This is a genomic window from Pajaroellobacter abortibovis (assembly GCF_001931505.1).
GTDB lineage: Bacteria > Myxococcota_A > Polyangia > Polyangiales > Polyangiaceae > Pajaroellobacter > Pajaroellobacter abortibovis.
In genome coordinates this window covers 1,519,276-1,545,343 of record NZ_CP016908.1, presented here as the reverse complement: position 1 = coordinate 1,545,343, position 26,068 = coordinate 1,519,276, and the positions used below count along the sequence as shown (strand labels likewise).

Sequence of the window (26,068 nt, the reverse complement as noted above, 5' to 3'; positions counted from 1 at the left end):
TTACCTTCAGGAGGGAATAGGGCACGATCAATGACATCCAAGATAAATAATTGTAATTCTGTTGAAGAAATGAACTCTGACTCAGATTCTGCGGGCTGGGGCCTTGAGTGATATGTTGTTCAGCAACGTGTAGGATGAATAGGAAGGAATGAGTTTGTGAATGCTCTAGGTTACGGAGGTAGTCAGGTATTAGGGAGCCTGTGTTTCGGTNATCTTAGTTGTGCGCTGTTTTTTGCATCGAATCAGGGAGTGGAAAAGCTTATCCAGGAGGGGATGAGTAGACCTGCGCGTTGCAGAGCGGATGTTCTCATTGTGGCGCTTTTGTTGATGCTCTCTCTCTCCACTTGTCTTGTAGTTACCAAATGATCTTTGGGTCATACGATTGGAGTCCTTTAAGCTGAGAAAGATAGATAGAGGTGGAGTGATTCTCCTCTTGGTCTTATGTCATTGTGCTGAGAGCGCGCCCAGGAAGATTCGAACTTCCGACCTCTGGTTCCGTAGACCAATGCTCTGTCCAGCTGAGCTATGGGCGCCTACTGAGAAAAAAACAATACTCAGTCACCGTTGTCTGTCAACGGTGGAAATACAACTTTTGTGTTAAGACGACTTGGTATAAAGTGTTGTTTGATGGATTTAATCCGCATCATCAATCATCTTTGAATGCACGAAGGAGTGTACGATGTCTTACCGATTTCCGTCTGTAGAATGGACCAATGCATATCGAGAAGCAATCAACGCCAATCAAGCATATCGAGAAGCAGCTCAGGATTGGACGCATGGCATAGTAGCAATGGTAGTGGAAAAGGAGCCCTCTGTTGGCCTGGCGGAATCGATGGCGTTGCATTTGGATGTTGAGCGCGGTAAGTGTCGAAGTTGTTTGCTCGTCAAGGCAGATGAAGTGCATGACGCATCTTTCGTCATTGTGGGGACCTACGCTCAGTGGAAACAGGTGGTAAAAAAAGAGATCGATCCTATTAAAGCAATGCTGCAAGGGAAATTGCAGCTGGTCAAAGGTCACATGCCAACCATTATTAAATATGTCAAAGCCTCTAAGGAACTGGTTGCTTCAATTGCATGTGTACCAACGCAATTCCCCGATGAATCATAAGATAGAAGTCTTGAGATAAAGTGTGAGCGTGTACTCATCAACTTGACCGAGCTGGTTTAATCGCATGAAAATGCATTCTATGGTTTCCTCTTCAAAAAATGGAATTATTTTGATCGTGGATGGTAAGCCCACCATGCGTGAGCTTGTTGCTCGCCACCTTGCTCTTTTCTCAAATCTTAGTTCCTGGTTCTTGAAGCTTCGAATGGTCAAGAGGCGTGGGAACTTGCTAAGAAGCATCTGCCTGACCTCATTATTGTGCTTGACGTCATGATGCCTGAACTGAGTGGATGGGAAGTCTGTAGAAAAGTGCGGGAAAATCCAACCTTGACTCATACAGGTATCATTTATGTTAACGGGGATTGGTGCTAATCTCAATCAGATGATAAGTCCTCTGTACGGAGCGGACCCGTACCTCGACAAATCTTTCGATTTTGACGATCTCGATGCAAAGGTGACGCAGGTTCTGGAAGCGCGCGCGCATCATAAGGAAAAGCGCGTGCGACGTGAGTTTGAAGTGACTGAGGTGGAGATTACAACGAGGAAACTAACCGTAAAAATCTGTGGGATGAACTGAAACCAAGAGCTTTTTACTCTTCGAAGGCTGGTGTGCGTTTTCTGCATGAAGAGCAAGAACCTTATCCGGATCATCAACATGAAATGTCAGCGCCTGGAAAACAGAAAAAAAAAGGAAAGAAGAAATAATCGCTCCACGTTGGAGTGTGAAATAAACGGGTTGACCAAGCGTGATCATCGATACGTTCAGTGTGGGCAAAGAGGGCTTTATTCTCTTTCTTACAGCTCTTCCTTGTTTTGCTTTCCTCTCGGTTTTTGCGAAGTTAGAGCATCTAACCGAAAAAAGAGAGGGCTCCCCCTTGACGCTTTTCTCAGGAAGCTTAACCTCCCCATTGTATCTTGTTAGCACTCTCTCAATTCGAGTGCTAATGTGGTGTATCGAACTAAAGTACTCTCACGGAGGAACAAAATGGCAAATATTCGTCCGCTGCAAGACCGCGTCATTGTAAAGCGTGTCAAAGAAGAAGAAAAAACAAAAGGGGGCATCATTATCCCTGATACGGCTAAAGAGAAGCCCATTGAAGGGGAAGTGATCGCGGTGGGGAATGGGAAAGTGCGAGAAGATGGCTCCGTGCGTAAGCTTGAAGTGAAGGTGGGGGAGCGTGTCCTGTTTGGCAAATACAGTGGGACTGAAGTGAAGATTAAAGGTGAAGAACACCTCATTCTACGAGAAGACGATATTCTAGGAATTCTTGAATCTTGAGTCTTTCTCGAGTAAAGCGAGTTCTTTTTGTCCTGTTTCGAAATTTAGCAATTTGATCATGAGGTAAATCAACAATGGCCGCAAAAAAGATTGTCTATACAGAAAATGCGCGAAACTTAATCCTCGCTGGCGTCAATGCGCTTGCGGATGCTGTTAAAGTCACGTTGGGGCCCAAGGGGCGCAACGTTGTGATTGAAAAGAGCTTTGGTTCTCCAACAGTAACCAAAGACGGAGTTACGGTTGCTAAGGAAATTGAGCTTGAGAATCGCTTCGAAAACATGGGGGCTCAGATGGTGCGTGAGGTTGCCTCCAAAACCAGCGATGTGGCAGGCGATGGCACTACAACAGCAACTGTATTGGCTCAAGCTATCTACCGTGAAGGCTCTAAGCTGGTTGCTGCGGGGCATAACCCCATGGAGATCAAGCGTGGGATTGACAAAGCGGTAGGAGCCATTGTCGACTCTCTCAAGAAGGTGGCTAAACAGACCAAAGATCCGAACGAGATCGCGCAAGTAGGTACAATTAGTGCTAATGGCGATAAAGAAATCGGCAAGAAACTCGCCGAGGCAATGGAAAAGGTAGGTAAGGAGGGGGTGATTACAGTTGAAGAGTCGAAGACCGCGGATACCATGCTGGAAGTTGTTGAAGGGATGCAGTTCGATCGCGGTTATATCTCTCCGTACTTTGTCACGGATCCTGAGCGAATGGAATGCGTGCTTGAGGATGCATATCTTTTGATTAGCGAGAAGAAGATCTCGAACATGAAGGATCTCCTTCCAGTGCTTGAGGCAATCGCACGTCAGCAAAAGCCTTTGCTCGTGATTGCGGAAGATATTGAAGGGGAAGCACTTGCGACGTTAGTCGTCAACAAGATGAGGGCAACTCTCTATTGTGCTGCTGTCAAAGCCCCTGGTTTTGGGGATCGCCGTAAGGAAATGCTCAAGGATATTGCTATTCTCACGGGTGGTCAGATCATCAGTGAAGAACTTGGCCTTAAACTTGAAAATGTAACCATCTCTGATTTGGGTCGCGCCAAGCGTGTCACGTTGGATAAGGATAACACCACGATTATCGATGGTGCGGGTTCGAAAGAAAAAATCAAAGGACGTATTGCTGAGATTCGAACTCAGATTGAAAATACCACCAGCGATTATGACAGAGAGAAATTCCAAGAAAGGCTTGCTAAGTTGGTCGGTGGGGTTGCTGTTGTCAAGGTAGGAGCTGCCACTGAGACTGAGATGAAAGAGAAGAAGGCCCGTGTAGAGGATGCTCTTCATGCAACGCGTGCTGCGGTGGAAGAAGGGATTGTTGCAGGAGGTGGGGTTGCCCTTATCCGAGCTCAGTCTGCTCTTGATATGATTACTCAGGTGGATGAAGAGCAGAAATTTGGCATTCAAATTATCCGCCGTGCAATAGAAGAGCCGTTGCGACAGATTGTTGCTAATGCAGGACTGGAGGGTTCTATTGTGGTGAATAAGGTCAAGGAAGGGAAACATGACTTTGGCTACAATGCGGCTACCGATCAGTATGGTAACTTGCTGACGATGGGAGTGATTGACCCAGTGAAGGTGGTGCGCACCGCACTTCAGCATGCAGCCAGTGTGGCTAGCTTGATGTTGACGACGGAGTGCATGATTGCTGAACTTCCCAAAGAAGAGAAACAGGCTCCTCCTGGTGGACATCACGCTCACGGTGATTTCTAAGGAGATTAAGGGGGCTTTGGCCCTAGTCCTGAATAGAAAACTGGTCCTAGCAATAGGGCCAGTTTTTTTGATTGGGTTCTTGAAGAGAATAGTGGTCAGAGCACACTTGGTCTCTTGGTCAGACTTTAAGAGGTCTGAAGCAGAAGCCATCCACTATGTTCAAGTTCCTTGTCTGCTTCTCTGAGCGCTTTGCGCATCCATTGTTCATCATTCAGACAGCGACTTCTGCGGGNTTCTGCGGGCTGGGGCCTTGAGTGATATGTTGTTCAGCAACGTGTAGGATGAATAGGAAGGAATGAGTTTGTGAATGCTCTAGGTTACGGAGGTAGTCAGGTATTAGGGAGCCTGTGTTTCGGTCTTTTGTAATCTTAGTTGTGCGCTGTTTTTTGCATCGAATCAGGGAGTGGAAAAGCTTATCCAGGAGGGGATGAGTAGACCTGCGCGTTGCAGAGCGGATGTTCTCATTGTGGCGCTTTTGTTGATGCTCTCTCTCCACTTGTCTTGTAGTTACCAAATGATCTTTGGGTCATACGATTGGAGTCCTTTATAAAGGATTGGGTTGTCTTGTCTTTTCAGCTTGTGTGGAAATCTTCTTTGCCTTGTCCCATACTAACTTGGAGAGGTCTTTGCGCTTAGAATGGAGTTATTCTACTGATGTGGGTAGTTCTTCAAAGGAAATGCTAGCTTCTGAGCAGACTTCGTTCAGAGGATGAAGGCATCCAAGAATCCTGTCCATTTTCTTGTATTCATGTTTGTTTTCTCTTTCTGATGGATGGCCACTGGTTGATACTGCATCTCATCGATTAGATATGAATGGAATAGAATTTTTTGTAGTGAGCATAAGTAGGAATGCAAATCATGCTTCTCTCTGATGCATCTGCAGACTCATCCAAGCACGTATTAGCTTGAGGATATGCAGGTCTTTTTGTTTCCTGCATTGACCCGGATTGTGAGGGGGCTATCGGCGCACGGAGGGAGTTAGCCGACGCCTGTTCGATGAGATGGATGCGGATTGAAACTGAGCATTTAGATGTTGAGCACGGTAAGTGTCGAAGTTGTTTGCTCGTCAAGGCAGATGAGGTGCATGACGCATCTTTCGTCATTGTGGGGGCCTATGCTCAGTGGAAACAGATGGTGGAAAGAGCACTCGATCCCATGAGAGCGATGCTGTAAGGGAAATTGCGGAAAGCTATCCTTTCTCATCTCATCTTATCTCATCTCTAAAACGGGAGGAGGTAAGTCCGTCTTTTTGGTTCTTTTCTGTCTATCTTGTTAAGGGTGGAATCAGGAGAGAGAGGTGAGGAGGGGGAGGGCTTCGGTGAGCCCATCGAGAGTGAACTGAAGCCCGATGGCTGCGAAAATGAGGCCTATGACTCGCCCAATAAGGTTGATACCTGTCTGTTTAAAACAGGATAGGAAGTTGGAAAAGTAAAGAAGGAAACGGGAAAAAGAGGCTGACTCCTGCAATGGCTGCATAGACACCGATGCGCTGCATTTTTGATTCGGATTTAGCGATGAGCACCATGACAGTAACGATTGCACCAGGGCCCGAGGGGAGAGGAAGTCCAAAAGGGACAATCCCTGTCCCGCTATGCTGCTCTACTGTGTCTTCTGCTTCAAGTTGCTCTTGGGAAGTGATGCGTGTGTTTGAATGTTTGGCTTCCATCATCTGAAGTGAGACAATAAATAGCAGGATCCCACCCGCTATTTTGAAAGAGATGATGGTATCGGAAGGTGGAATTTGGTTTGTTTGAAGCTTATCGTAGAACGTGAGGATGCATGGACGTCCCGATAGTTAAAAACAACGAGCGTGACTATCTCGATTCGACTGCAGCAATGGTGGAAGGGGAGATCGTAAGGATCACCTTTGAAAACGAAACATCAAGCTTTCGCGTCTTTCAGATGAAAGGAGAGGAGGGGGGTACTATTACGGTGGTTGGGATTCTTCCACCGCTGATAGTGGGTGCGTTCGTTCGTGTGCGTGGTTCATGGGAGGATAGCCTCAAGTATGGTAGGCGTTTTGTTGCTCAAAGTATTGTGGAATTAGCCCCTAAGACGCTTTCTTCTCTTAAACGGTATTTAGGTTCAGGTCGGATTAAAGGGATAGGAAAAATCCTAGCACAGAAAGTGGTGGGTACATTCGGATTACGAACACTTTCTATTCTCGATCAAGAACCTCATCGATTGGCTGAGGTCGATGGATTTGGAGCCAGGCGGATTGAACAGGTCAAGCAGGCTTGGGAGAAACAGCGCATCGCTGGCGAATTGATGCTTCTTTTGGATGGGCATGTCCTCTCCCCCTCTGCGCTTGCAGTTCGCATCATGCGACGATATGGTTCTCGCTCTCTTGAGGTTGTGGCTCGGGATCCTTATTCTCTTATGCATGAAATGTCTGGGGTTGGATTCTTAACGGCTGATCGAGTTGCCAGAGGCTTAGGCATTTCCGCTCATTCTTTTAAACGGATTCAAGCTGCCATCAGGCATTTGTTGGAAGAACAGCGGGATCAAGGGCATACGTTTCAAGAAGAGTCGGTACTAATTGAGCAAACAGCAACTTTTTTGGAGCTTCCGACTGAGCCATCAAGTCAACAGCCGATCGAAGAAGCGTTGGATCGATTGGAAGAGAAAAAGGTCTTGTTTCGTGAACGAACGAATCCTCACTGTACAAAGGTATTTCTCGCCTATTTGTATCATGCGGAAATGCGGGTAGCTCATCGCGTACGAGCGCTTCTCGAAGCTCCGCTCGTCCCTTTGTCGGGTGTGGATGAGGGAGTTCGGATATTTCAAAAAGACACAGGTGCGTCGTTCGCTCCTGAGCAGCGGACTGCTCTTGAAGAGGTCTGCCGATCTCCCGTGACCATCGTGACTGGTGGTCCTGGAGTTGGCAAAACCACAGTCATGCGGGCTCTTTTGACTCTTTTTAAGAGAGCAGGGATGGAAGTTCGGTTGGCTGCACCCACGGGACGGGCTGCGAAGCGTTTGAGTGAAGCAACCGGTCATGAGGCGATGACATTGCATCGGCTCCTTGAATTTGACCCGCGTAGAAGAGCGTTTGGGCGAGGTGCTTGCTGTCCATTGCCTATTCAAGCATTGGTGATCGACGAGGCTTCTATGCTCGATTTGCCTCTTGCGGATGTGCTTTTCCAATCGATCTTGCCGGGCACGCGAGTTGTTTTTGTGGGGGACGTCGACCAACTTCCCAGCATCGGTCCTGGTCGGGTACTCGGAGATCTGATCGATTCCAATATCGTTCCTTGTGTTCGACTTTCGCGGGTATTCCGTCAGCATGCATCCAGTCTGATTGTGATGAACGCGCACCGCATTCAGGCTGGTCAATTGCCTCAAACCGCTTCTTCTGAGCATTCGCTTGCGGATTTTTTTGTCATTCAGCGTGTCGATGCGGCAGCGGCGCGCAGTCTCATTGTGGAGCTTGTCACCAAACGAATCCCCGATAAATTTGGCTTCGATCCTCTGCGGCAGATTCAGGTGCTCACCCCTTGTCATCAGGGTCCTGTGGGTGTTCAAATGCTCAATAAGACTCTTCAGTATGTTCTCAATCCAATAGGGAATTATGTAGAGCAAGGAGGGCGCATCTTTCGAGAGGGGGATAAGGTGATGCAGCTCCGCAATGATTATGATCACAGCATATGGAACGGCGATATTGGCTGGATTGAGGAAGTGAGGGTGTCTGAGAAAAAAGTGCGTGTCAGTTTTGATGATGGGGAGAGAGAGGTTTTCTACACTTCTTCTATGCTTGATCATCTTACACTTGCTTATGCCTGCAGCATTCACAAATCGCAGGGGAGTGAGTACCCAGCAGTTGTGATGCCCGTGCTCAGCTCACATGCTGTTTTTTTATCGCGCAGGTTGTTGTATACGGGGATGACCCGAGGCAAACAATTGGTGGTGCTCGTCAGTACTCCTCGTGCGCTGTCTATGGCGGTTGCTCAAGGTCGTCAAGAAGGGCGGAGAACATGTCTCCTTCAGCGCCTCCGTACAGAAAGCAATTTTTGAATTTGAATTTCATAATCAAAAAAGGTACCATTTATAGTTATGTATGCAGTAGCTCCTAGTTCTTGGCTGACTTCTACGTTGTCGTTGATCGGCATCCCTGTCCATACACCTGTTTTGGTGATCAATTTTAACCTTGAGGAACAGATCAAAGCCCGATTATCTGCTCTCGGTGTGGTGAAAGGGATTCGATTGGTCGTCTTGAGGCGGGCGATGTTAGGTGGACCTCTTCATGTGCGACTGGATATGGGGGCTGAATTGGCAATCGACGCAAGTGTGGCAAAGGGTGTAGTAGTGCAACAACAAACGGGTTCAGATTCTTCTGAGCAGTTGGAGCAACGGGCATTCTTTGGGTGGAGGAAACAGCTGGCTAGTCCAGAGGCTAAAGAAATTGGCGTTGTAGTTGCCGGAATTATGCAATGAAGGACATTTGTTTTCTTAGCACTGGAGAAAGAGAAAGGTAGATGAGAGAGGCTGCAGCATCAGTCCCTTATTTACCTCTATTATCGAAGCGAGAGCCTTGTCATGTCCTTTTGATAGGACGACCTAATTCAGGTAAATCAACCCTCTATAATTGCTTGACTCAAGGGGCAGCAAAAGTAGGGAACTATCCAGGTACTACCGTGGATATACTGGAGAGCTCACCGGTTGTGGTGGGGGATCAATGCTTTGTCCTGTTTGATTTACCCGGAATTTATTCCATGAAAACAGCGAATGAACAGGGAACAGACGAAGAGATTACACACCAGTTCCTTTCTCAGCTAGCGGTGAATGGAGAGGGGTGCTCTTTCTCGCTCATCCAAGTGCTCGACGGAACGCAACTCCCCCTCCATTTGGGATTGACGCGAGAGCTTCTCCACGCAGGATTTGCGCCTTTGTTGGTGATCACCCAGGCCGATCGGCTTGCGCAACGAGGACAAGCTCTTAATATTGATCTGCTTGAACAAACGCTGGGACTTCCTGCTCTGCTTGTTGATGCGCGCGACGAGATCAGCCGCGCCCCTCTTTTTGAAACGCTTATCGATTTAACTGTTCGACGAATCTCCTCTTCCGAATCAGTGTGGGACCCATACACACTCACCCAGCGCGTGCTAACCCCTTTTCTGCCGAAAAACACCTCTGAGTGGGATCAACGCTCAGCTCAACTCGACCGGATATTACTCCATCCTGTGGCAGGCCTTCTTCTGTTTGGTAGTCTTTTGGTAACCTTGCTCGCTGCGATTTTCTTTGTTTCTCATTTTATTACACAAACGCTTGAGCAGGTTTTGGCATGGATAGAGACAGCCTTGCTCGACCAATGGGGTCAACATCTCTTCAGCTCTTTCCTGATCAATGGGCTGCTGGAAGGGGGGGGAACGCTGCTTGCTTTTGTGCCGCAAGTGGTTATGTTGACGGTTGCTATCGAATGTCTGGAAGCGAGCGGCTATTTGGTGCGCGGGGCTTTTTTGGTCGATCGGTTCCTGCGCTTTTTTGGTCTCAGCGGCAGTTCCTTTTTGCCTTTATTGATGGGACATGCTTGTGCAGTCCCTGCGATCGGGGCTACGCGCGTGATTCGAGATACACTTGAACGGTTGACTGCGCTTCTTGTGATTCCGCTCATGACCTGTTCTGCTCGGCTTCCCACGTATAGTCTTCTGATTTCTGCTTTTTTTGCTTCAGCGGGACCGTGGGTTCAGGCATTGCTTTTCTTGGGGATGTATGGGTGTGGGGTCGCTATGGGCTTAGTGGTCGCTTGGTTACTCCGTAGAACGGTAATCCGAGGCCGCTCTCTCCCGCTTTTGGCTGAAATTCCACCCTATCGATTCCCTAAGGCGAGGGTCATTCTGAGCGCAGCGAAGAGGGATGCCGTCCGCTTTATCAAAGAGGTGGGAGTTAGTATCCTGATCGCCTCTTCTCTGATGTGGGTCTTTTTGACGCTCCCTTCCCCCATCCATTCATTGAGAAACGACTCGCAAGAATTGGATGGGACGGTTGCGATTGAGGAGAGCATCGCTGCGACGCTAGGAAAAGCGCTTGAGCCTGTGACGAATCTGATTGGCTTTGATTGGCGGATTAACGTCGGCCTGATCGGAGCACTGGGGGCTCGTGAGGTGATGGTAGGCACCTTGAGCGTTGTGTTTGGATTGGAAGGGGAAGAGGCAAAAGAACCTATTTTGCCTCTCGCTCAAAGGATACAAAAGGCAACCAAACCAGATGGAACAGCAGCTTATACAGCAGCTACAGGGTTTGCCTTGTTGACTTTTTTTCTGCTAGCTTGTCAATGCACAAGCACTTTAGCAGCAATACACCGTGAGACGAGGACATGGAAATGGCCTCTCTTTCTTTTTGCATACACCTATGCGCTTGCTTATGCGTGCGCTTGGTTAGCCTATCGGCTAGTGCAGCTGTTTAGATAAGCTGAGATGGGATAAACGGAGACTTGTTTTTTGGTCTTTGTTTTCCATTCGTATTTGACGATCCCATCGATTTTAGCGAAGAGGGTGAAGTCTTTGCCACATCCTACGTTTTTACCTGGATGGATAGTGGCTCCGACTTGGCGCCTCAGGATATTTCCTGCGCTGACCCTTTGCCCTTCGTATACTTTGGTCCCTCTGCGTTGAGCGTTGGAATCACGTCCATTCCGGGTGCTCCCTGCCCCTTTTTTGTGTGCCATTGTTCTACCTTATGAAGTCGCTATTTGGGTGATTTGGATTGTGGTAAAGGGTTGCCGATGCCCTCGCTTGCGGCGATAATTCTTGCGGCGTCGGAATTTAAATACAATGATTTTTTTACTCCGGCCGTGTGCTTTAATCATAGCATGTACTTTTGCGCCAGGCACCCATGGCTGGCCGATTTGAATGTGGTCTCCGCCGATCATCAGCACCTCTTCAAAGGTGATCGTATCTCCAACGGAACCGTTTAATTTTTCTACCTGCAAGCAATGGGATTCTACTGCTTGATACTGCTTACCACCTGTTTTAAAAATTGCATATGTCATGCGTCTCCCACTTCATCTTCATCGTAAAGCCGCACTTTCTCATCTGCATTAAGAAAGAGAACGCCGGAGCAAGTTTTTATGAATAAAACCCCTTTCTTAGATCAGTTCTTTTCTGTTTGTAAAGGGGTACAGTCTACCTATAGCCGTGGCAAGGGTTATTTTCGGTTTCTTTGGAGGGGGTTAAAGAGTAAGCTAAAGGAATGCTGACTTTGTCTTCTTTGCAGGGTACGTTCACGGCTTTAGTGACCCCTTTTGTGGATTCCCCTTCCAAGACGATCGACTGGGTGGCGCTCGATCGGCTCCTCGATGAGCAGCGCGAGGCGAAAGTTACAGGGATTGTGGTATGTGGCACTACAGGAGAGTCGCCGACACTTACGGACCGGGAACGACAGGATATTCTCATGCACACCCTTGAGTATTTGAAGGGGACGGGGATTGCTGTGATTGCAAATATAGGGACTCACTGTACACAAGAAACCATCGAGCGTGCACGGTTGGCTGAAAAGGATGGAGTTCATGGTCTGATGGTGGTTACCCCCTATTACAATAAGCCTGATCAAGAGGGGCTGTTTGCCCATTTTATGGCGGTTGCTGAGGCTGTTTCGTGTCCCCTCATCCTGTACAATGTTCCTGCGAGGACGGGGGTTGATCTGATGACTGATACAATCGCTCGGATCTGTGATCGGGCTCCTCATGTCCTAGGGGTTAAGGAATCGACTGGGAATGTGCTTCGAACGCAACAAATTGTGAGCAACTGGGGAGATCGGATTGCTGTCTTATCTGGTGAAGACCAGATTGTATTGCCTATGATTGCAGTGGGTGCCAAAGGGGTGATCAGCGTGACCGCTAACTTGTTGCCAGCAGCGGTGGGTCGTGTTGTTCGCTTGGGGTTGGAGGGGCGTTTGGAAGAGGCTCGCTGTGCTCATCTTGAGTTGGTGGCTGTTCATGCAGCGATGCTTCAGGAAACGAATCCTGTCCCCATCAAGGCTGCACTGGCTTTACAAGGTTGGATCCAGAATAGCCTTCGCCTCCCTCTTGTGCCTGCTAAACAGGCGACTCGGGATCATTTGTCTTCCGTGCTCGAAACGTATCACAAACGACAACGCGAGAGAGACTACTAATGCGCGCTCCTATTCGGCTTGCTGTGATCGGAGCTTCAGGAAGGATGGGGCAGTGCGTGCTCCGTCTTGCTGCGGCCATGCCCGAGGTAAAGATCGTCTGCGCGATTGGGAGGAGGGGAAAGCGCAAGAGGGAATCAGAAGGCCTGGTTGAGATAGAGCGCAGGCTTGGCCTATCGATCACTCCTGATCTCGCTTCTCTTGCAACGTTGCAGGCACAGGTGGTGATTGAATTCTCTGCCCCTGATGTGATTCCAGATCTTTTGGCGACTGCATGCCAGCATCAAATTGCCCTTGTGAGTGGTACGACAGGTCTTACAGAAGCTCAAGAACAAGAAATAGGGCGGGCTTCTGCCGCAATTCCTGTTTTTCGAGAGCCTAATATGAGTTTTGGGATCGAGATTTTGGGGCGGCTAGTGCAGCAAACAGCTCGATGGCTCGGCTCGAGTTATGATGTGGAGATTGTGGAGGTACATCATCGGCATAAGCAGGATGCTCCGAGTGGAACGGCGCTGAAACTGGCTTCCCTTGTGAAAACGGTGAGGGAGGAGGAGAGTCCAGTGATCTATGGTCGACAGGGGCAAGTGGGTGCGCGCAAGGAGCAAGAAATCGGGATCCATGCGATTCGAGGAGGAGAGATCATCGGGGAGCACACGGTTTATTTCGTGGGTAGGCAGGAGCGGCTTGAATTGACGTGTCGGATCGACAATCGAGATGTGTGGGCTCGGGGTGCCCTCAACGCAGCGCGCTGGCTGGTTGCTCAGAAACCGGGTCGTTATGGTTTTGCTGATTTGCTGTCGTGAGAATTGTAGGAGGTCTTTACCGTTCGCGTAGGTTGCTTGGACCTTCTGGACAGTCGGTGCGTCCTACTTCCGATCGCGTGCGCGAGGCTGCTTTTTCAATTCTGGAGGCTCGCAAAACACTCCAAGGGGCTCGCGTTCTCGATCTGTATGCGGGGACAGGGGCATTCAGCTTGGAAGCGCTTTCCAGGGGGGCAGATGGGACTGTAATGGTGGAGTCCTCACGAGCTATGCACAAGGTGATTCAGCAGAATCTCCAGATGCTCTGTTTGGCATCGAGAGCCTCTGTCCTGCCTCTTTCTGTTGAGCAAGCACTCTCTCCCATTCGCGCTCATGGTCCTTTTGATTTTGTGTTGTTAGATCCGCCTTATGGGGACTGTGAACAAGCGAGTTCATCTTCTGTGATAAGAGCGGTGGGAGTCGCCCCCTTTTGGGTGAACGAGGATGCGCTGATTCTGTTTGAGCATTCTGCGAAACAGCGACCTCCTGCTCTTCACCACCTCGATCACATATCAACATGGTGCTATGGAAGTACTGCGCTTAGTTTGTATTGCCTCTCTGATAAGGTGAAGCAAAAAGTGCGTGAAGAATCGGAAAAATAACCCCCCCTTATTGTAGATGAAACGCGAAGAAAATTGTAGGTGATCGCTAGGAAGTAGTAAAAGGGGATACATAAAGTAGAGGGGCAATGATAAATCAATATGAAACGCAACTCTCTTTGCACACCAACAAAGTGTCTCTGTTGTCGAGGCGTTACGGGATCATTGTTTTGCTGCTTGTCTTGGGTGGAATGAGCTTTTTCGCGTTATTCGATCGAAGTAGATTGCTTTTATTCAGTTTGTTGCCCGCCAGACTGCCTCCTTTTCTTTTCCCCAGATCACGAAGGTTGATACCATTCCACTTATCGAGCCGATCCGGGAAGCAAAGCATCCTCCGCCAGATCACGCTACGACGATGATCGAAGAGTGCAGAGCTGCGAAGTGCACGTGGAAAGCGAAAAGGCCCTTGAGGCAGCCCTCGGGGGTCAAGCGAGCAAGATGCGTTGTTGCGAACAGGCCCTTTTGGAAGACCCATCCCTTGGAGGGAGAATCGGCTTGCTGATCCGGGTTGGCTGGAAGGGACAAGTATGTCTTGCCAATGTGATTGAGGATGATATTACTCATCCTACCATTGCTTCTTGTGTGGCGGGGCTCTTTTGGCAAGCGGGTTCGCCCCCTCCCCCTACGACAAGATGCGTTGATGTTAACCTCCCCATTATTCTCAAGCGCCGTTGAATGGTTGAAATCGCTTCCTTTGCTCAATCCCCCTTTGCTTGATTCTTTCCCTACAGCATATCCGCAGGCAGTCCCCTCTGTGACAGACGGTAGGATGGGGATTCTCTTGGAGGTTGCTTATGATGGGACTGGTTTTCATGGATGGGCCTCTCAGCGCAATGTCCGCACGGTGGAACAAACGTTGCGAGACGCGATTGCAGTCCTCGATCCTTCTGTTGTGCGCATACGCGGGACCAGCAGAACGGACGCTGGTGTCCATGCACAGGCGCAGTGGGTTGCCTTTGATACGGGTCGTGTTCTCTCCACACGCGCTTGGATGTTAGCCTTGAATCATCATTTGCCAGAGGACGTTTCGGTGCGGTCGGCCTGTTTGGTTCCGGTGGGCTTTACCCCTCGGTTTGCATGTCGCAGCAAGCGTTATCACTACCAGGTGCTCTTCGATAAGGGGAGGGATCCCCTTTCTCGCTATCGCGCCTGGCGTGTGCTGTGGGCTGTCGATCCGGAGTGTCTCAAACGAGAAGCTGAAACCATGGTGGGGAAACATGACTTTGCCGCCTTTCGAGGTGCTTCGGATCGCCGTGAAACGACTGTCCGCACAATTCATGAAGTCTCGGTGGAGACTCAGGGGAAGTGGATGAGCATTCGGATGAAGGGGGACTCGTTTCTGTATCATATGGTGCGTATTCTTGTCGGGACCCTGGTCTGTGTGGGGGCTGGCAAGCTGGAAGAGGGGGCTCTCTACCGTGCATTCACATCGAGAAAAAGAGAGGATGCAGGGCTTACTGCTCCCCCGCATGGTCTTACGTTGGAAGAGGTCGATTTGGAGTTCCCATCGAACATGAGGGAGCTCTGGCCTCCTTCCACCCATTTGTTTTCCTCGTCTGAGATAGCGCTTAAAGGAGGATAGAAAAGTAAAGAAAAGCAAGCCTTTAGTTGACGGTTGGTATCGGTTCAAGCTACCCCTTAGATCAAATGGTTACTATTCGTCAGTTACTCATGGGTGGAGACCTCACTGATTTCTTGGAAGTCGTTGAGGATATCTTCCGATATGATCCTTTTTACGTTCGTCCTTTAGATCGAGAAATCAAAAGCCGCCTTCATCCCAAGCAGAACCCATTTTTTGAACATGGAGAGGGGGCTGTGTGGGTGGCTTATCGGCAGGGGTGTTGTGTCGGTCGGGTCACGGCTCAGATCGATCGCGAGTACCTCCGTCAATATCAAAACGATACTGGCTTCTTCGGTTTCTTTGATACTATTCAGGATGAAGAAGTCGCTCAAGCCCTGTTGAGTGGAGCTGAAGATTGGCTTCGTCAAAAGGGGATGAAGCGAGTTATTGGCCCCATGTCGCTCTCCATCAACGAAGAGTTGGGCTGCCTTGTGGAAGGTTTTGATACGCCTCCCATGATTATGATGCCACACCATCGCCCGTATCAAGCGGAGCTCTTGGAGAAAGCTGGCTATGCAAAGGAAAAAGACCTGTATGCGTGGCAGTATATGGTGAAATCTCTGGATGAGCGGGTGGTTAAAGCTCACCAGGAGATTAAAAGCCTCCCTGAAGTAACGGTGCGTCCTGCTTCGTTGAAAAATATCGATGAGGATATTGCGCTTGTCGTGGATATTTTCAATGATGCGTGGAGTGAAAATTGGGGATTTGTTCCACTCACTCAGAAAGAGATCAAGAAGATGGCTAATGACCTCCGGTTAATCCTCATACCGGAGCTAACCCGAATTATCTTCATCAATGGGAAGAGTGCGGCTGTGGTTTTAGCGCTGCCGAATATCAATGAAATGATAGGGGATCTAAAAGGGAAGCTATTCCCCTTTGGACTTCTCAAATTGCTCTATCGGCTGAAGGTACAGGGACCTACTACAGCGAGAGTGCCCATTCTTGGGATTCGAAAGCAGTATCGGCATGTCAGACGATATGGCTCACTTTCTGCTTATCTCTATGCTGAGATGTATTACGTTGGGAAAACGCATGGTATCCGTTTTGGAGAGCTAAGTTGGACGCTTGAAGACAATACCCGCGTCAATGCAGGGATCCGCAGGATGGGGGCGACTCTCTATAAAAAATATCGTATATTTTCAAAAACGCTTTAGAGATCCAAAAATAGGTTTGAGAACAGGTTGGTCATGAAGATTTTTGTAACGGGAGGAAGTGGATTTTTAGGGAGCCACGTGGTTGAGCAGCTCATTGAGCGCGGTTATCAAGTGAGAGCATTAGTCCGAGCCACTTCAAATTCTTCTCATCTTACTTCTCTTCCTCAAGTAGAGCTCGTAGAAGGGGGATTGGGGCAGGTAGACCAATTGGCTAATGCGTTGCGTGGGGTCGATGGGGTAATCCATTGTGCAGGTCTTGTCAAAGCGAGGAACGAAGTTGAATTTTTTGATGTTAATGTCAAAGGGACTCAGAATCTTCTTTCTTTAGCCGCTCGACATGCCCCTTCGCTCAAGCGGTTTGTATTGGTGTCTAGCTTGGAAGCGGTGGGCCCTTCGCCGGATGGAACCCTGCTTGACGATCAGCATGTGCCGAATCCTGTGACGTGTTATGGCCGTTCTAAGTTGGCTGCTGAACGCGTTGCCTTGGCGATGAAAGATCGGTTGCCTTTGACGATTGTGCGACCAACTGGGATCTATGGTCCGCGAGATAAAGAAATCCTATCTGTTTTCCAGAGTGTTGCTCGAGGGGTTCTCCCAATGTTTGGAGAGGGGTACAATACCGTGAGCATGATTTATGCTTCGGATGCAGCTTTAGCCTGTATTAAAGCTTTCGAACGCGATGTGCCTAGTGGGAGTGCCTATTTTATCAATGATGGTGTTGTTTATACATGGCGAGAAGCGTTAGAAGATGTGGAGCGAGCTCTTGGAAAGAGAGCGATAATCCGGACGGGGATCCCATTTTCTGTGCTCAAAATGGTGGCTTGGGGGACTGAATTGTTTGGAAAGGCAACGAATCGAGCTGTGATGCTCAATCGGGATAAGCTCCGTGGGCTTCTCAGTCCCCATTGGGTTTGTTCTTCGGAGAAGGCGCAGCGCGATTTGGATTGGTTGCCCACGGTGATGTGGCCAGAGGGGACACGGCATACCGTTCAGTGGTATCGAGAGCATGGTTGGTTGTGACTGCTATGAGTGCAGTACACCACACAGTGGTTGCTGAAGGATTAAGATTCGGAACAGGAAGCGTGCAATACTTCCTTACGACAGCATTGGATTGGAATAGGAATGAGAACAATCTGAGAGATTGCAATAAGAAGACCGAGAGCGTGTAAGGAGTCAAAAGAGAAAAGGAAAATGGTTGCCCGAATTCTTAGAAAGCTGTTGGGGACTTCTCATGAGCGTGAGCTCAAGCAGCTTGCGCAACATGTAGATGCTATCAACGCATTGGAATCTCGCATGAGCGCGTTGTCCGATGCTGAATTGCAATCGAAAACTACCGAATTTCGTCGGAGAATCGATGTGGGTGCAAGTCTGGACACCCTCTTGGTGGAAGCGTTTGCTGTTTGTCGAGAGGCCAGTAAGCGTGTTCTCCGCATGCGCCATTACGATGTGCAGCTGATGGGAGGGATGATTTTGCACAAAGGTGCAATTGCCGAGATGCGCACAGGCGAAGGGAAGACGCTTGTGGCCACTTTACCCTGTTATCTCAATGCGTTGGAAGGCAAAGGGGTTCATGTGGTGACGGTGAATGATTATTTGGCTCGCCGAGATGCGGAATGGATGGGGAAGCTCTATTCATTTTTAGGGCTGACGACGGGGGTGGTGGCGCATTCTCAAGGGGAACAGGAGAAGATCAGAACCTATCAAGCAGATATCACCTATGGGCAGAACAATGAATTTGGATTCGATTATCTGCGTGATAATATGAAGTTCAGTGCATTGGAATACGTGCAGCGCGGCCTCCATTTTGCGATTGTCGATGAAGTGGACTCGATTCTGATCGATGAGGCCCGTACCCCTTTGATTATCAGTGGCCAGGGGGAGCCTTCGAGTCACCATTATAAGAGCATCAACGAAATCATCCCACGTCTTCGGAAAGAAGAGCATTATGTTGTCGATGAGAAGGCGCATTCCGTCTCTTTGACTGATGAGGGGGTGGAGTTCGCTCAAAAAGCGATGGAAATCGAGAACTTGTACGATCCTGTCAATCTAGAAAAGCTCCATATTCTCAATCAATGTTTGCGGGCTCACTCTCTGTACAAGAGGGATGTCAACTACCTCGTGTCACCTGACGGGAAAGTGCTGATTGTTGATGAATTTACAGGGAGGGTTCTACCCGGTAGGCGGTGGTCTGATGGATTGCATCAAGCTGTAGAGGCCAAAGAGCATGTGCGCATCCAGGAAGAGACCAGGACGCTCGCGACCATTACTTTCCAGAATTTGTTCCGTCTCTATAAAAAGCTGTCTGGCATGACAGGGACAGCCGATACGGAAGCGGCGGAGTTCCATTCGATTTATAAACTCAATGTGGTCTCGATCCCACCGAATCGGCCTGTGCAGCGGATCGATTACGATGACCTCGTGTATAAGACGGAGAAGGAAAAATTTCACGCGATCAGCAAAGAGATCGCGGAGTATAATGATCGTGGTCAGCCCATTTTGGTAGGGACGACGAGTGTCGATAAAAGCGCTGCGATTTCTCGAATTCTCCAAAAGCAAGGGGTTTCTCATGTGGTGTTGAATGCTAAGAATCATGAGAAGGAGGCTTATATCGTCGCTCAGGCGGGGAGGAAAGGAGCTATCACTGTGTCGACCAACATGGCTGGTCGAGGGACTGATATTTTGCTCGGTGGAAATCCGGAGATGCTTGCCAAAGTCCAGTTCAAAGAGCAGGGACGGGATCCCGAGCAAGAGCAAGAAGAATTCCAGAAATTGGTCGAGCAATACGAAGTTGTGTGTAGGGCGGAGGGGGACGAAGTTCGCAAGGCGGGTGGCCTTCATATTATCGGTACGGAACGGCATGAGTCGCGGCGTGTCGATAATCAGCTTCGAGGGCGTGCAGGGAGGCAGGGAGATCCGGGCTCGAGCCGGTTCTACCTGTCGCTGGAAGATGATCTGATGCGAATTTTTGCAGGGGATCGCGTTAAGAGTCTGATGGAGAGGATGGGGATGCCTGATGGTGAGCCTATTGAGCATCCTTGGGTAACGCGTTCCATTGGCGATGCCCAGGCAAAAGTAGAGGGGCGCAATTTTGACATTCGTAAAAACGTGCTTGAGTATGACGATGTCATGAGTGAGCAACGCAGGACGGTGTACAAAATCCGTCAGCAGCTCCTTCTTGGTCAGTATACGCCTCATGTTTTGGGTCAGGATGGGAAATCGATAGGGCGGTTGAGGTCTATCAAGACATTGGATCGTTTGATAGAGCAAGTGCAGGAACCTCTTCTCCGTCTCTGCCTTACTTACGGCAGGCCTTTGCTTCAAGAAGTTGGCCAAAGCCTTAGCCCTGACCTACTCGATCGGGTGGAGGAGATGATCAATCCAGATGGGCTCCGCGCTGAAGTGTATCATCTGTGGGGGTGTCTCGTTTCGTGGGGAGGACAGGAGAGCAAGGAGCCTAAGCGTATGTATCAGCGGCTTCTTGAGGAGATCGCTTCCAGCTTGACGCAGCAGCGTGAGCGTCTTTTGGATTTAATAGATGAGATTATTGGAGCGGTTGTGGAAGAGAGTTGTCCATCAAATGTTCCCCCTGAAGATTGGGATTGGAAGTCGATAGAGACTGGTGTTTCCGATCATATTGGGATCGTGCCTTGTGGTCTCGAAGAAGTGCATGAAATTCAGGAGCTTGCTTCCGTTCTTTATCAGCAAGCGGAGGAAGCTTTTCTTGCCCAGGAAGAAAAGATAGGGCCTGAGCTTTTGCTGCGGCTTTTCCGCCATTTTTATTTGGAAGAGATCGATCGAGCGTGGGTAGAGCACCTAACCAACATGGAGCATCTGCGAGACGGGATCGGTTTGCGCGGTTATGGCAATCGGGATCCCAAGCAAGAGTATAAAAAAGAGGGATATGAGATCTTCATCCAGATGATGGCTACGGTCTCCAGTAATGTATGTGCCAAGGTGTTCAAGCTTAAGGCGCAGAAAGAGAACGAAATCGAACAGATGGAACGAGAGGGTGCAGCGCGCTATTTTGCTCAAGAGCATCTAATGCAAATGCGCCATGGCAATGAGGTGTTTGACAGCGAAGGGGTGGAATCACTCGTTGCAGGTGGAGTAAGTGGGGTCTCCGCTCAAGTGCGCCGTGATGGACCTAAAATTGGTCGCAATGACCCTTGTCCGTGTGGAAGCGGGCAGAAGTTTAAAAAATGTCATGGCTTGCTAGCAGAGGGAGGACCAGATAGTGTCGATGAAGAATCCTCTTGATGTCTTGAAACTGACTTTCTAAGACAAAATAGCCGGAGTGCTTACCATGTTGCCTGGGAGTGGACTATGGCAGAAAGGGATAAGCAAAGATGGTGTGGAAGTGGGCTCGTGTTGTTTCTGTCTTGCCTATGTGGGGGATGCGAACTGCAACAGTAGCTTTCCCTTTGCGTTTTCTCCCTGAAGTCATAGAAAAATTCCATGAAAAGTGATTAGAACTTTCTGAGTGGGTTTGGAAGCAGGCGATGGCAATACACCAAGAGATTCACAGGGGGGTATCAAATCCCTTCTTGGATATCGAATCGTATAATTGGAATATTGTCCAGACTCTTCAATAAACGTGGAGCCGGCATCAACGGGAACATCACGATAAACAGTTTGATGATTCCGGAGTGTATGTGGATTTCAGGGATCGCTCCTTCCCGTTTCTAGTTCCGTTGAAAGCAGCATTCGAAAGAAAGGTTTAGAGGGAAGCACAGCACAGAACCCCTTCCTATCTAGAAGCTTTACAAAACAATCCCACACCCTCTCTTGACTTTATCTTACGGATTGCCGAGGAGCATGTCACGGCAGCTCTTAGACCATCAAAACATTCTTTGATGCATAGCCCTAAACCTTATTTGTCTTGGGCATCTTGTTTGTGCTTTACTCCCTGCTGAATGACAATAATAATATTCAGGTCAGGGGATGGTGACTTTACATTGGGGGCGTTGGAAGGAGTGTTCCATGCACCTTTCCGTATAAGAAAAAGAAGCATCCCCATGGATGGGGATGGGAAGCCCCTTATCGGCATGACCTTTTTTATTTTAATACCATAAGCCGTACATACAGGCGGCCGATGGTCGAATTAAATCATTGAATCCCAGTTCTGTTAACTCCTTCCGCGTTATCGATGAAGACAAGATGAAGCGATGGCTTCTTCAGGTAAATCTAGGGGAATTTTGCAATTTGTGGATTTTTTCCTCTCTCCTTGAAGATTCACAGATGCGTCAGAAGGCCAGTTGGTTTTTCTTTATTGATGAGCACGGGTTGGCCATTCGCTCTACACTTTCTTTCGCTCCTGATATTCAAAATTGGTGGAAGGTGAAAGAAGAAACTTTTGAGTACACATTGAAATTAGATGTGAGTAAGCACCAACTGACATCCATGCTGGGAGGGTGTCTTCATCGGACTTAATGTGATAGCTGGAACAGCTGGGCATGCCCATTCTGGGTGGCTTCAAAACATCCCAGGAACTGAGGAATCTAGAGCAAGGAGGGATGCGTAGAATGAGGAAAAGATACGGATGCTTTCTTATGGTCTCTTCTTGTGGAAGGAAGCGCGGAAGACATTTTTTCTTCCTTCTAGTGCTACCCAAGACATTTGGGAAGAAATAGAATGGATCATGGCTCCTGACCAACTCGGATGGATGGGGAAATAATTGATGAGCATTCACCGGGGTGTACACGCACAGACTCGTAGAGTTATCAAGGATATTCCAGCACTTCAAGCGTTGTGGCGGCTAGTGCATTCCCAAGAATAGGTGAGAAACTCTACGTATTATGAATTGAGACGACATTCACATGACCTGAGGGTGTCATCGGATGGGGCAGACATATGCCTTGGTAAGAGATAGTGATGAGAATCTTCAGCCCTAGCGAAAGGAAGGAGCTTCGAGACGTCGGTGTAGGATTCGACTTGCCTGTTGGAAAACGGGTCTAGTAGGATTTTCAGCTGCGAGTCTGTCATACAGTTTCATCGCGGCTTGCTGGTCCCCTTGCATAAAAGCATCAGCAGCAGCGCGCTCCAGATTTTTTGGATACAGTGTAGATGCTGGATTTGCTGCATTAGGGAGGGGATGACTTCTTGAGGGGACAGAAGGGATTGGCTTGATTTTAGAAGAATTGTATGATGATGATTCGGAGGGCTCTTTGACTTCAATGGTGGGGAGCGTAGTTGCATTGCTGGCAACAGGGGGACTTACAGAGGTATTGGTAGAAGGTGAGGCAGACGCTAGCGATGAAGGGTTAGGGACTAGTGTATATACTTGCTCAGCTTTTTTTGGCTGCGTCCAGAGAAAGCCTACCCCTACCAAACTGATAAAGATGGCCGCAAACAAAAGGACTTGAAGACGCGTTAACTGTTTGGATGCATTTGTGTTTGCGGGAAGTGGGCCGTCAGTCAGTGGGCCGGTTGCTGGATCTGTCTTGGTAGAAAGAGAGAGCATATGAGCTTGGGATTCTACTGCGGTCAGGGAGTAGGTGGCAGTGGAGGCTTTAGCACTGGCTGCTGATAAGGAAGAGATGACTGGGGGGAGAACAGAGACAGAGGGAACAGCAGCCTCGAGCTCTATCTCTTCTAGCTCCTCTTCCTCTGCTTCCATTTCTGGAATGAGGGAGAGCGGAATTTCCTCCTCTTCAAGGATCGAGTTGTCAAGAGGGATAGAGGTGTCAAGAGCTGAAAGAGCAGAATCGGGGGCTTCTTCAAAAGAAAAGGTCGCTTCTCCACATTGGAATTGGCACGGGTAGGGGATAGGAGTCCATTCGGTTGGAATGGGATGGTGATTTAATTTAGCTGGGAATTGGGTAGTCGCACTGCAGATGAAAAGCGTCTTACCGTCAAAATAAAGGAAGGCGTGGATATCGAGCAGACCGCTCGCTTGAATAGACCACATTGCTTTTCTACCAATACTGGTAGGTTCAACCACCTGGCCTTCAACCACAAGGATGTGATCTGGAGTGCCGTGCCCCCTTAAAATTCCAATCCGATAAATACCTTTTGGATTAGTCATGTCGTGGAGTACCCTTTGGCTGCTTGATAAACAGAGTCAGGTAAGTCTAACCCACGTTCTTTGATTTGAGGGAGAGTTTGAGGGAGTTTTCCTGTAGGGACTAAATCATTGGTAATCTTACCATTTTCATTGATGCCGTGGGTCTGTCTTAGAAAAATATCCTGCAAATGATATTCCCCTCCTTTAGGATCGAAATGGATCACTTCGGTGATATGAGTAATTTTCCGAGAGCCGTCTTGCAGTCGGGCCGTCTGCACCAAAATATTGACAGCGGATCCAAGTTGGATTCGAAGCGCTGCTAGCGGCATGGATAGATCGCTCATCATCGCCATTGTCTCCAATCGGCTCAAGGTATCCCGCGGATAAGTCGCATGTAACGTAGTCAAGCACCCTCCGTGCCCGCTGGTCATCGCTTGAATGAGATCTAGTGCTTCTCCACTTCGAATTTCTCCTATTACGATTCGGTCTGGACGAAGACGAAGCGTTGCTCGAAAGAGTTCTCGAATCGTGACTTGTCCTCTCCCTCGCTCATCGGGTGGTCGTGCTTCCAGATGGACCACATGTTTTCGTTGCAGTTGAAGTTCTTGGGAATCTTCGATCACCACAACCCGCTCGGTGTGAGGAATAAAGGAGGAGAGGGCATTGAGCATCGAAGTTTTTCCGCTTCCTGTCCCTCCTGCGACGAGAATGTTTAACTTTCCAGCGACGAATGCTTTTAATGTGAGCGCGGCGTCCTCTGTGAGTGCGCCGAAATCGATAAGCCGTTTTACAGTCAGTGTCTCCTTAAAAAATCTGCGGATAGAGACACACGGTCCGCCTGGGGCGGCTGGCGGGAGCACTGCTTCTAAACGTGAACCATCAGGCAGACGACCTTCAAGAATAGGATGCTCTGCATCAATGTGCTTCCCTACGTATTGGGCTGCATTGCGGAGGGCTGCAACAAGTTTTTCTGTTTGGTCGAATTTGGCATCTGTGAGCTCTAAGATCCCTTTTCGCTCTATAAAAATCTGAGTGGCTCCATTGATCATAATTTCACTAACGGTTGGGTCTTCGAGAAATTGCCGAATGGGAGCGAAAAAGTCGAGAAGGGTTTCTTCAAATACATAACGAGGGATCATTGCGCTTCCTTTATTTCTTTAAGGAGGGAGGCTCTTGCCTCTTCTGAGTGTAGTCCATTGGGATCAAGGCGTAAGTACTCTCGAAAATGCATATCTGCTGCTAGCGGTTTCTTTAAATTGTCTCGGAACAACACAGCAAGTACGTAATGAGGATTAGGGTTATTGGGATCAGCGAGGACCACCTTTTCGAAATGAAATTGAGCTGTTTTGTAATCGCCAGTTAGGTTGTAGAGAGAGCCTATAACAAAACGGAGTGAGTGGTTCATTGGATTTCGCTGTAACATGGGTTCAGCGTAATCTAAGGCAACTCGATATCGTTTCCCTTCAATGCATACACGAAGCAACAGAGGAAGAATCTGCTGATAGTCATCGGTCTTTTCCAAAGCAGCTGCAAAATATTGTTCTGCGCGAGTCAGATCTCCGACAGCAGCAAAAGCTTGTCCCCGTTCTTTGAGCTTCTCGAAGGTCTCTTCCGCCAAGATCGCTTGAACATTCTGGGTAATGTGGGAGGAATGCTTTGAGGTACAACAACAGAAGCAGAGACATACAATTAGGACTTTTCTCTTGCTCTCCTTTTCTTTCTTCTTGGGTACTTCTCTTAAGTCACGATGGGAGATTGGGCGCATGCTCCTTATCTTATATCGTATTCTTGATGTGAAAAGAGATCAGCTTGACTGTTCTTTGGTTATTTTCAATTGGAGCTGTCGGTCAATATTATTGAGCCAGGTGACATAAGGACCTGAAACCCCTTCGGTTAAAGCGCGAAGCACACGTATCTCTTTTTGACACCAGGCAAAATCTTCGATTGAAAGAGCGTGTTCGAGACGAACTTGGTGAGTGTGATAATCTATATTGATCTCTTTTCTCAAAGAAGCGGCCGCTTGGGCTTGTTCATTGGCTGCTTCTGCGTCTCCACCTGTTTTAAAGCAGGTGGCAGCCGTTTCAAATAGAGGGACTGCTGCGACCCCATCTTGAACATGAAAGGGGTGTCGCTCCCGTTTCCCCTCAGCTATGACCTTTTTCTCGTAAGCAGCAGCGAGTGCTTGATCGGGCAGATCGTAAGGACATTGGGTGATCGGTGGACCCCATAATGGTGGCGCTTCTTTAGGAGGAGGTTCCGTTTTTTTAGAACCTTGATCATAAAACAACAGGAATAGAATCAGAACAAAACATACGGATGTTCCTCCAACTTTGACAATGGAGGACCCTTTGTCTTTTCGACGGCGTACAGCGATATCTTCCGTCGGAAAAGAAAGGTTAAGTTGGATTTTGACTGCCCCTATGCCGATGACACCTTCAGAATGGATCGTGATCTCTTGAAAAGGAGTTCCATTGAAAGTGGGAATTGGCTTCAGAGAGCGGGTTTGGATTCTGAGTTCACGCCCTTCAAGTTTAATAAAAATATGCTCTTCTGAAGCCAGTTCGGGAGGGAGTCGAATTTCGCAGTAGGAACCGCTTCCAATTAAGGCTTCGTTGGATTCGACCGAGATCTCTTCTCGACGACCATTGGGATAGTAGATGCGAAATAGAATGAGATGGGAGTTCTTATCCATTGTCGT

Annotated in this window: 27 protein-coding genes, 1 tRNA gene and 1 pseudogene; 20 read left to right on the top strand and 9 right to left on the bottom strand. The window is 48.6% G+C overall.

What is annotated here, in order from left to right; genetic code table 11:
- Positions 1-459: 459 nt before the first annotated feature.
- A tRNA-Arg gene (locus BCY86_RS07800) sits at positions 460-533 on the bottom strand.
- 146 nt (positions 534-679) lie between these two features.
- Here BCY86_RS07800 and BCY86_RS07795 point away from each other — a divergent pair.
- The 6 genes from BCY86_RS07795 (at position 680) to BCY86_RS09900 (ending at position 5,260) form a co-directional block, all read left to right on the top strand.
- The gene (locus BCY86_RS07795; protein ID WP_075277224.1) at positions 680-1,108 is read left to right on the top strand and encodes an SCP2 sterol-binding domain-containing protein; all 429 of its coding nucleotides are present in this window, start codon (positions 680-682) and stop codon (positions 1,106-1,108) included.
- A 183-nt stretch (positions 1,109-1,291) separates the two neighbouring features.
- Complete coding sequence (locus BCY86_RS10850; RefSeq protein ID WP_083604276.1) at positions 1,292-1,477, top strand: response regulator; 186 nt, start codon at positions 1,292-1,294, stop codon at positions 1,475-1,477.
- Positions 1,455-1,682 (top strand): hypothetical protein, encoded by a 228-nt coding sequence (locus tag BCY86_RS09905; RefSeq protein WP_156865161.1) that lies wholly within the window; start codon positions 1,455-1,457, stop codon positions 1,680-1,682. The genes BCY86_RS10850 and BCY86_RS09905 overlap by 23 nt, the downstream gene beginning before the upstream one ends.
- A 408-nt stretch (positions 1,683-2,090) precedes the next feature.
- Positions 2,091-2,384, top strand: a complete 294-nt coding sequence (gene groES, locus BCY86_RS07775) for a co-chaperone GroES (RefSeq protein ID WP_075277221.1) — start codon at positions 2,091-2,093, stop codon at positions 2,382-2,384.
- 74 nt (positions 2,385-2,458) lie between these two features.
- Positions 2,459-4,087 (top strand): chaperonin GroEL, encoded by a 1,629-nt coding sequence (gene groL, locus BCY86_RS07770; RefSeq protein ID WP_075277220.1) that lies wholly within the window; start codon positions 2,459-2,461, stop codon positions 4,085-4,087.
- 1,005 nt (positions 4,088-5,092) lie between these two features.
- Positions 5,093-5,260, top strand: a complete 168-nt coding sequence (locus BCY86_RS09900; RefSeq protein ID WP_156865160.1) for an SCP2 sterol-binding domain-containing protein — start codon at positions 5,093-5,095, stop codon at positions 5,258-5,260.
- Positions 5,261-5,371: 111 nt separating this feature from the next.
- Here the strand turns inward: BCY86_RS09900 and BCY86_RS10845 are convergent, their stop codons facing one another.
- Positions 5,372-5,563, bottom strand: coding sequence for a MarC family protein (locus BCY86_RS10845; protein ID WP_083604275.1), 192 nt, complete (start codon positions 5,561-5,563; stop codon positions 5,372-5,374).
- On the bottom strand, positions 5,490-5,807 hold the full coding sequence (locus BCY86_RS07755) for a MarC family protein (RefSeq protein WP_275935857.1): 318 nt from the start codon (positions 5,805-5,807) through the stop codon (positions 5,490-5,492). The genes BCY86_RS10845 and BCY86_RS07755 overlap by 74 nt, the downstream gene beginning before the upstream one ends.
- 59 nt (positions 5,808-5,866) lie before the next feature.
- Here BCY86_RS07755 and recD2 point away from each other — a divergent pair, with 59 nt between their 5' ends.
- From recD2 to feoB, 3 genes are read left to right on the top strand one after another with little or no spacing between them, the layout of a single operon-like run.
- Positions 5,867-8,101: an SF1B family DNA helicase RecD2 gene (gene recD2, locus BCY86_RS07750; RefSeq protein WP_075277216.1), complete on the top strand. Its 2,235-nt coding sequence runs from the start codon at positions 5,867-5,869 to the stop codon at positions 8,099-8,101.
- A gap of 39 nt (positions 8,102-8,140) precedes the next feature.
- Positions 8,141-8,521: a FeoA family protein gene (locus BCY86_RS07745; protein WP_075277215.1), complete on the top strand. Its 381-nt coding sequence runs from the start codon at positions 8,141-8,143 to the stop codon at positions 8,519-8,521.
- Positions 8,522-8,562: 41 nt separating this feature from the next.
- Positions 8,563-10,494, top strand: coding sequence for a ferrous iron transporter B (feoB, locus tag BCY86_RS07740; RefSeq protein WP_075277214.1), 1,932 nt, complete (start codon positions 8,563-8,565; stop codon positions 10,492-10,494).
- Here feoB and rpmA read toward each other — a convergent pair.
- Complete coding sequence (gene rpmA, locus BCY86_RS07735) at positions 10,467-10,751, bottom strand: 50S ribosomal protein L27 (RefSeq protein ID WP_075277213.1); 285 nt, start codon at positions 10,749-10,751, stop codon at positions 10,467-10,469. The two genes, feoB and rpmA, sit on opposite strands and share 28 nt — an antisense overlap.
- 9 nt (positions 10,752-10,760) lie before the next feature.
- The gene (rplU, locus tag BCY86_RS07730) at positions 10,761-11,075 is read right to left on the bottom strand and encodes a 50S ribosomal protein L21 (RefSeq protein WP_075277212.1); all 315 of its coding nucleotides are present in this window, start codon (positions 11,073-11,075) and stop codon (positions 10,761-10,763) included.
- A gap of 200 nt (positions 11,076-11,275) precedes the next feature.
- Here rplU and dapA point away from each other — a divergent pair, with 200 nt between their 5' ends.
- The 11 genes and pseudogenes from dapA (at position 11,276) to BCY86_RS10565 (ending at position 22,041) form a co-directional block, all read left to right on the top strand.
- Positions 11,276-12,196 carry a 4-hydroxy-tetrahydrodipicolinate synthase gene (dapA, locus tag BCY86_RS07725; protein ID WP_075277211.1) on the top strand — a complete coding sequence of 307 codons (921 nt, stop codon included), beginning with the start codon at positions 11,276-11,278 and terminating at the stop codon, positions 12,194-12,196.
- The gene (dapB, locus tag BCY86_RS07720) at positions 12,196-12,996 is read left to right on the top strand and encodes a 4-hydroxy-tetrahydrodipicolinate reductase (RefSeq protein WP_075277210.1); all 801 of its coding nucleotides are present in this window, start codon (positions 12,196-12,198) and stop codon (positions 12,994-12,996) included. Before dapA ends, dapB begins: the two co-directional genes overlap by 1 nt.
- Positions 12,993-13,595, top strand: a complete 603-nt coding sequence (gene rsmD / locus BCY86_RS07715) for a 16S rRNA (guanine(966)-N(2))-methyltransferase RsmD (protein ID WP_075277209.1) — start codon at positions 12,993-12,995, stop codon at positions 13,593-13,595. Before dapB ends, rsmD begins: the two co-directional genes overlap by 4 nt.
- A gap of 384 nt (positions 13,596-13,979) precedes the next feature.
- Positions 13,980-14,267 carry a hypothetical protein gene (locus BCY86_RS10115; protein ID WP_172824838.1) on the top strand — a complete coding sequence of 96 codons (288 nt, stop codon included), beginning with the start codon at positions 13,980-13,982 and terminating at the stop codon, positions 14,265-14,267.
- Positions 14,233-15,174, top strand: a complete 942-nt coding sequence (gene truA / locus BCY86_RS07705; protein WP_172824837.1) for a tRNA pseudouridine(38-40) synthase TruA — start codon at positions 14,233-14,235, stop codon at positions 15,172-15,174. Before BCY86_RS10115 ends, truA begins: the two co-directional genes overlap by 35 nt.
- Before the next feature lie 26 nt (positions 15,175-15,200).
- Complete coding sequence (locus BCY86_RS07700; protein ID WP_245776223.1) at positions 15,201-16,367, top strand: hypothetical protein; 1,167 nt, start codon at positions 15,201-15,203, stop codon at positions 16,365-16,367.
- 33 nt (positions 16,368-16,400) lie between these two features.
- Entirely contained in the window at positions 16,401-17,387 is a 987-nt protein-coding gene (locus tag BCY86_RS07695) for an NAD-dependent epimerase/dehydratase family protein (RefSeq protein WP_075277206.1), read from the top strand.
- Positions 17,388-17,558: 171 nt separating this feature from the next.
- Positions 17,559-19,550 (top strand): annotated as a pseudogene (gene secA / locus BCY86_RS10840) (preprotein translocase subunit SecA); the annotation flags it as partial.
- A 186-nt stretch (positions 19,551-19,736) separates the two neighbouring features.
- A complete protein-coding gene (locus BCY86_RS10835) occupies positions 19,737-20,624 on the top strand; it encodes an SEC-C metal-binding domain-containing protein (RefSeq protein ID WP_420814556.1) in 888 nt (295 codons plus the stop codon).
- Positions 20,625-21,524: 900 nt separating this feature from the next.
- Positions 21,525-21,797: a hypothetical protein gene (locus tag BCY86_RS07685; protein WP_075277204.1), complete on the top strand. Its 273-nt coding sequence runs from the start codon at positions 21,525-21,527 to the stop codon at positions 21,795-21,797.
- A 109-nt stretch (positions 21,798-21,906) separates the two neighbouring features.
- On the top strand, positions 21,907-22,041 hold the full coding sequence (locus BCY86_RS10565; protein ID WP_275935823.1) for a hypothetical protein: 135 nt from the start codon (positions 21,907-21,909) through the stop codon (positions 22,039-22,041).
- A 213-nt stretch (positions 22,042-22,254) separates the two neighbouring features.
- On the opposite strand, the gene BCY86_RS07680 is transcribed toward BCY86_RS10565, so the two are convergent.
- The 4 genes from BCY86_RS07680 to BCY86_RS07665 are packed head-to-tail and all read right to left on the bottom strand — an operon-like array spanning position 22,255 to position 26,062.
- On the bottom strand, positions 22,255-23,391 hold the full coding sequence (locus tag BCY86_RS07680) for a hypothetical protein (RefSeq protein WP_075277203.1): 1,137 nt from the start codon (positions 23,389-23,391) through the stop codon (positions 22,255-22,257).
- The gene (locus BCY86_RS07675) at positions 23,388-24,509 is read right to left on the bottom strand and encodes a TadA family conjugal transfer-associated ATPase (RefSeq protein ID WP_075277202.1); all 1,122 of its coding nucleotides are present in this window, start codon (positions 24,507-24,509) and stop codon (positions 23,388-23,390) included. Before BCY86_RS07675 ends, BCY86_RS07680 begins: the two co-directional genes overlap by 4 nt.
- Positions 24,506-25,135: a tetratricopeptide repeat protein gene (locus BCY86_RS07670; RefSeq protein WP_075277201.1), complete on the bottom strand. Its 630-nt coding sequence runs from the start codon at positions 25,133-25,135 to the stop codon at positions 24,506-24,508. The genes BCY86_RS07675 and BCY86_RS07670 overlap by 4 nt, the downstream gene beginning before the upstream one ends.
- A 39-nt stretch (positions 25,136-25,174) precedes the next feature.
- Complete coding sequence (locus BCY86_RS07665) at positions 25,175-26,062, bottom strand: FHA domain-containing protein (RefSeq protein WP_075277200.1); 888 nt, start codon at positions 26,060-26,062, stop codon at positions 25,175-25,177.
- Positions 26,063-26,068: the final 6 nt, after the last annotated feature.

Coding starts and splice junctions, on each gene's coding strand:
- BCY86_RS07795 (WP_075277224.1), top strand. CDS start 680: ATGTCTTACCGATTTCCGTCTGTAGAATGGACCAATGCATATCGAGAA.
- BCY86_RS09905 (WP_156865161.1), top strand. CDS start 1,455: ATGTTAACGGGGATTGGTGCTAATCTCAATCAGATGATAAGTCCTCTG.
- groES (WP_075277221.1), top strand. CDS start 2,091: ATGGCAAATATTCGTCCGCTGCAAGACCGCGTCATTGTAAAGCGTGTC.
- groL (WP_075277220.1), top strand. CDS start 2,459: ATGGCCGCAAAAAAGATTGTCTATACAGAAAATGCGCGAAACTTAATC.
- BCY86_RS09900 (WP_156865160.1), top strand. CDS start 5,093: ATGCGGATTGAAACTGAGCATTTAGATGTTGAGCACGGTAAGTGTCGA.
- BCY86_RS10845 (WP_083604275.1), bottom strand. CDS start 5,563: ATGCAGCCATTGCAGGAGTCAGCCTCTTTTTCCCGTTTCCTTCTTTAC.
- recD2 (WP_075277216.1), top strand. CDS start 5,867: ATGGACGTCCCGATAGTTAAAAACAACGAGCGTGACTATCTCGATTCG.
- BCY86_RS07745 (WP_075277215.1), top strand. CDS start 8,141: ATGTATGCAGTAGCTCCTAGTTCTTGGCTGACTTCTACGTTGTCGTTG.
- feoB (WP_075277214.1), top strand. CDS start 8,563: ATGAGAGAGGCTGCAGCATCAGTCCCTTATTTACCTCTATTATCGAAG.
- rpmA (WP_075277213.1), bottom strand. CDS start 10,751: ATGGCACACAAAAAAGGGGCAGGGAGCACCCGGAATGGACGTGATTCC.
- rplU (WP_075277212.1), bottom strand. CDS start 11,075: ATGACATATGCAATTTTTAAAACAGGTGGTAAGCAGTATCAAGCAGTA.
- dapA (WP_075277211.1), top strand. CDS start 11,276: ATGCTGACTTTGTCTTCTTTGCAGGGTACGTTCACGGCTTTAGTGACC.
- dapB (WP_075277210.1), top strand. CDS start 12,196: ATGCGCGCTCCTATTCGGCTTGCTGTGATCGGAGCTTCAGGAAGGATG.
- truA (WP_172824837.1), top strand. CDS start 14,233: ATGTTAACCTCCCCATTATTCTCAAGCGCCGTTGAATGGTTGAAATCG.
- BCY86_RS07695 (WP_075277206.1), top strand. CDS start 16,401: ATGAAGATTTTTGTAACGGGAGGAAGTGGATTTTTAGGGAGCCACGTG.
- BCY86_RS10835 (WP_420814556.1), top strand. CDS start 19,737: ATGATCAATCCAGATGGGCTCCGCGCTGAAGTGTATCATCTGTGGGGG.
- BCY86_RS07685 (WP_075277204.1), top strand. CDS start 21,525: ATGAAGCGATGGCTTCTTCAGGTAAATCTAGGGGAATTTTGCAATTTG.
- BCY86_RS10565 (WP_275935823.1), top strand. CDS start 21,907: ATGCTTTCTTATGGTCTCTTCTTGTGGAAGGAAGCGCGGAAGACATTT.
- BCY86_RS07680 (WP_075277203.1), bottom strand. CDS start 23,391: ATGACTAATCCAAAAGGTATTTATCGGATTGGAATTTTAAGGGGGCAC.
- BCY86_RS07675 (WP_075277202.1), bottom strand. CDS start 24,509: ATGATCCCTCGTTATGTATTTGAAGAAACCCTTCTCGACTTTTTCGCT.
- BCY86_RS07670 (WP_075277201.1), bottom strand. CDS start 25,135: ATGCGCCCAATCTCCCATCGTGACTTAAGAGAAGTACCCAAGAAGAAA.
- BCY86_RS07665 (WP_075277200.1), bottom strand. CDS start 26,062: ATGGATAAGAACTCCCATCTCATTCTATTTCGCATCTACTATCCCAAT.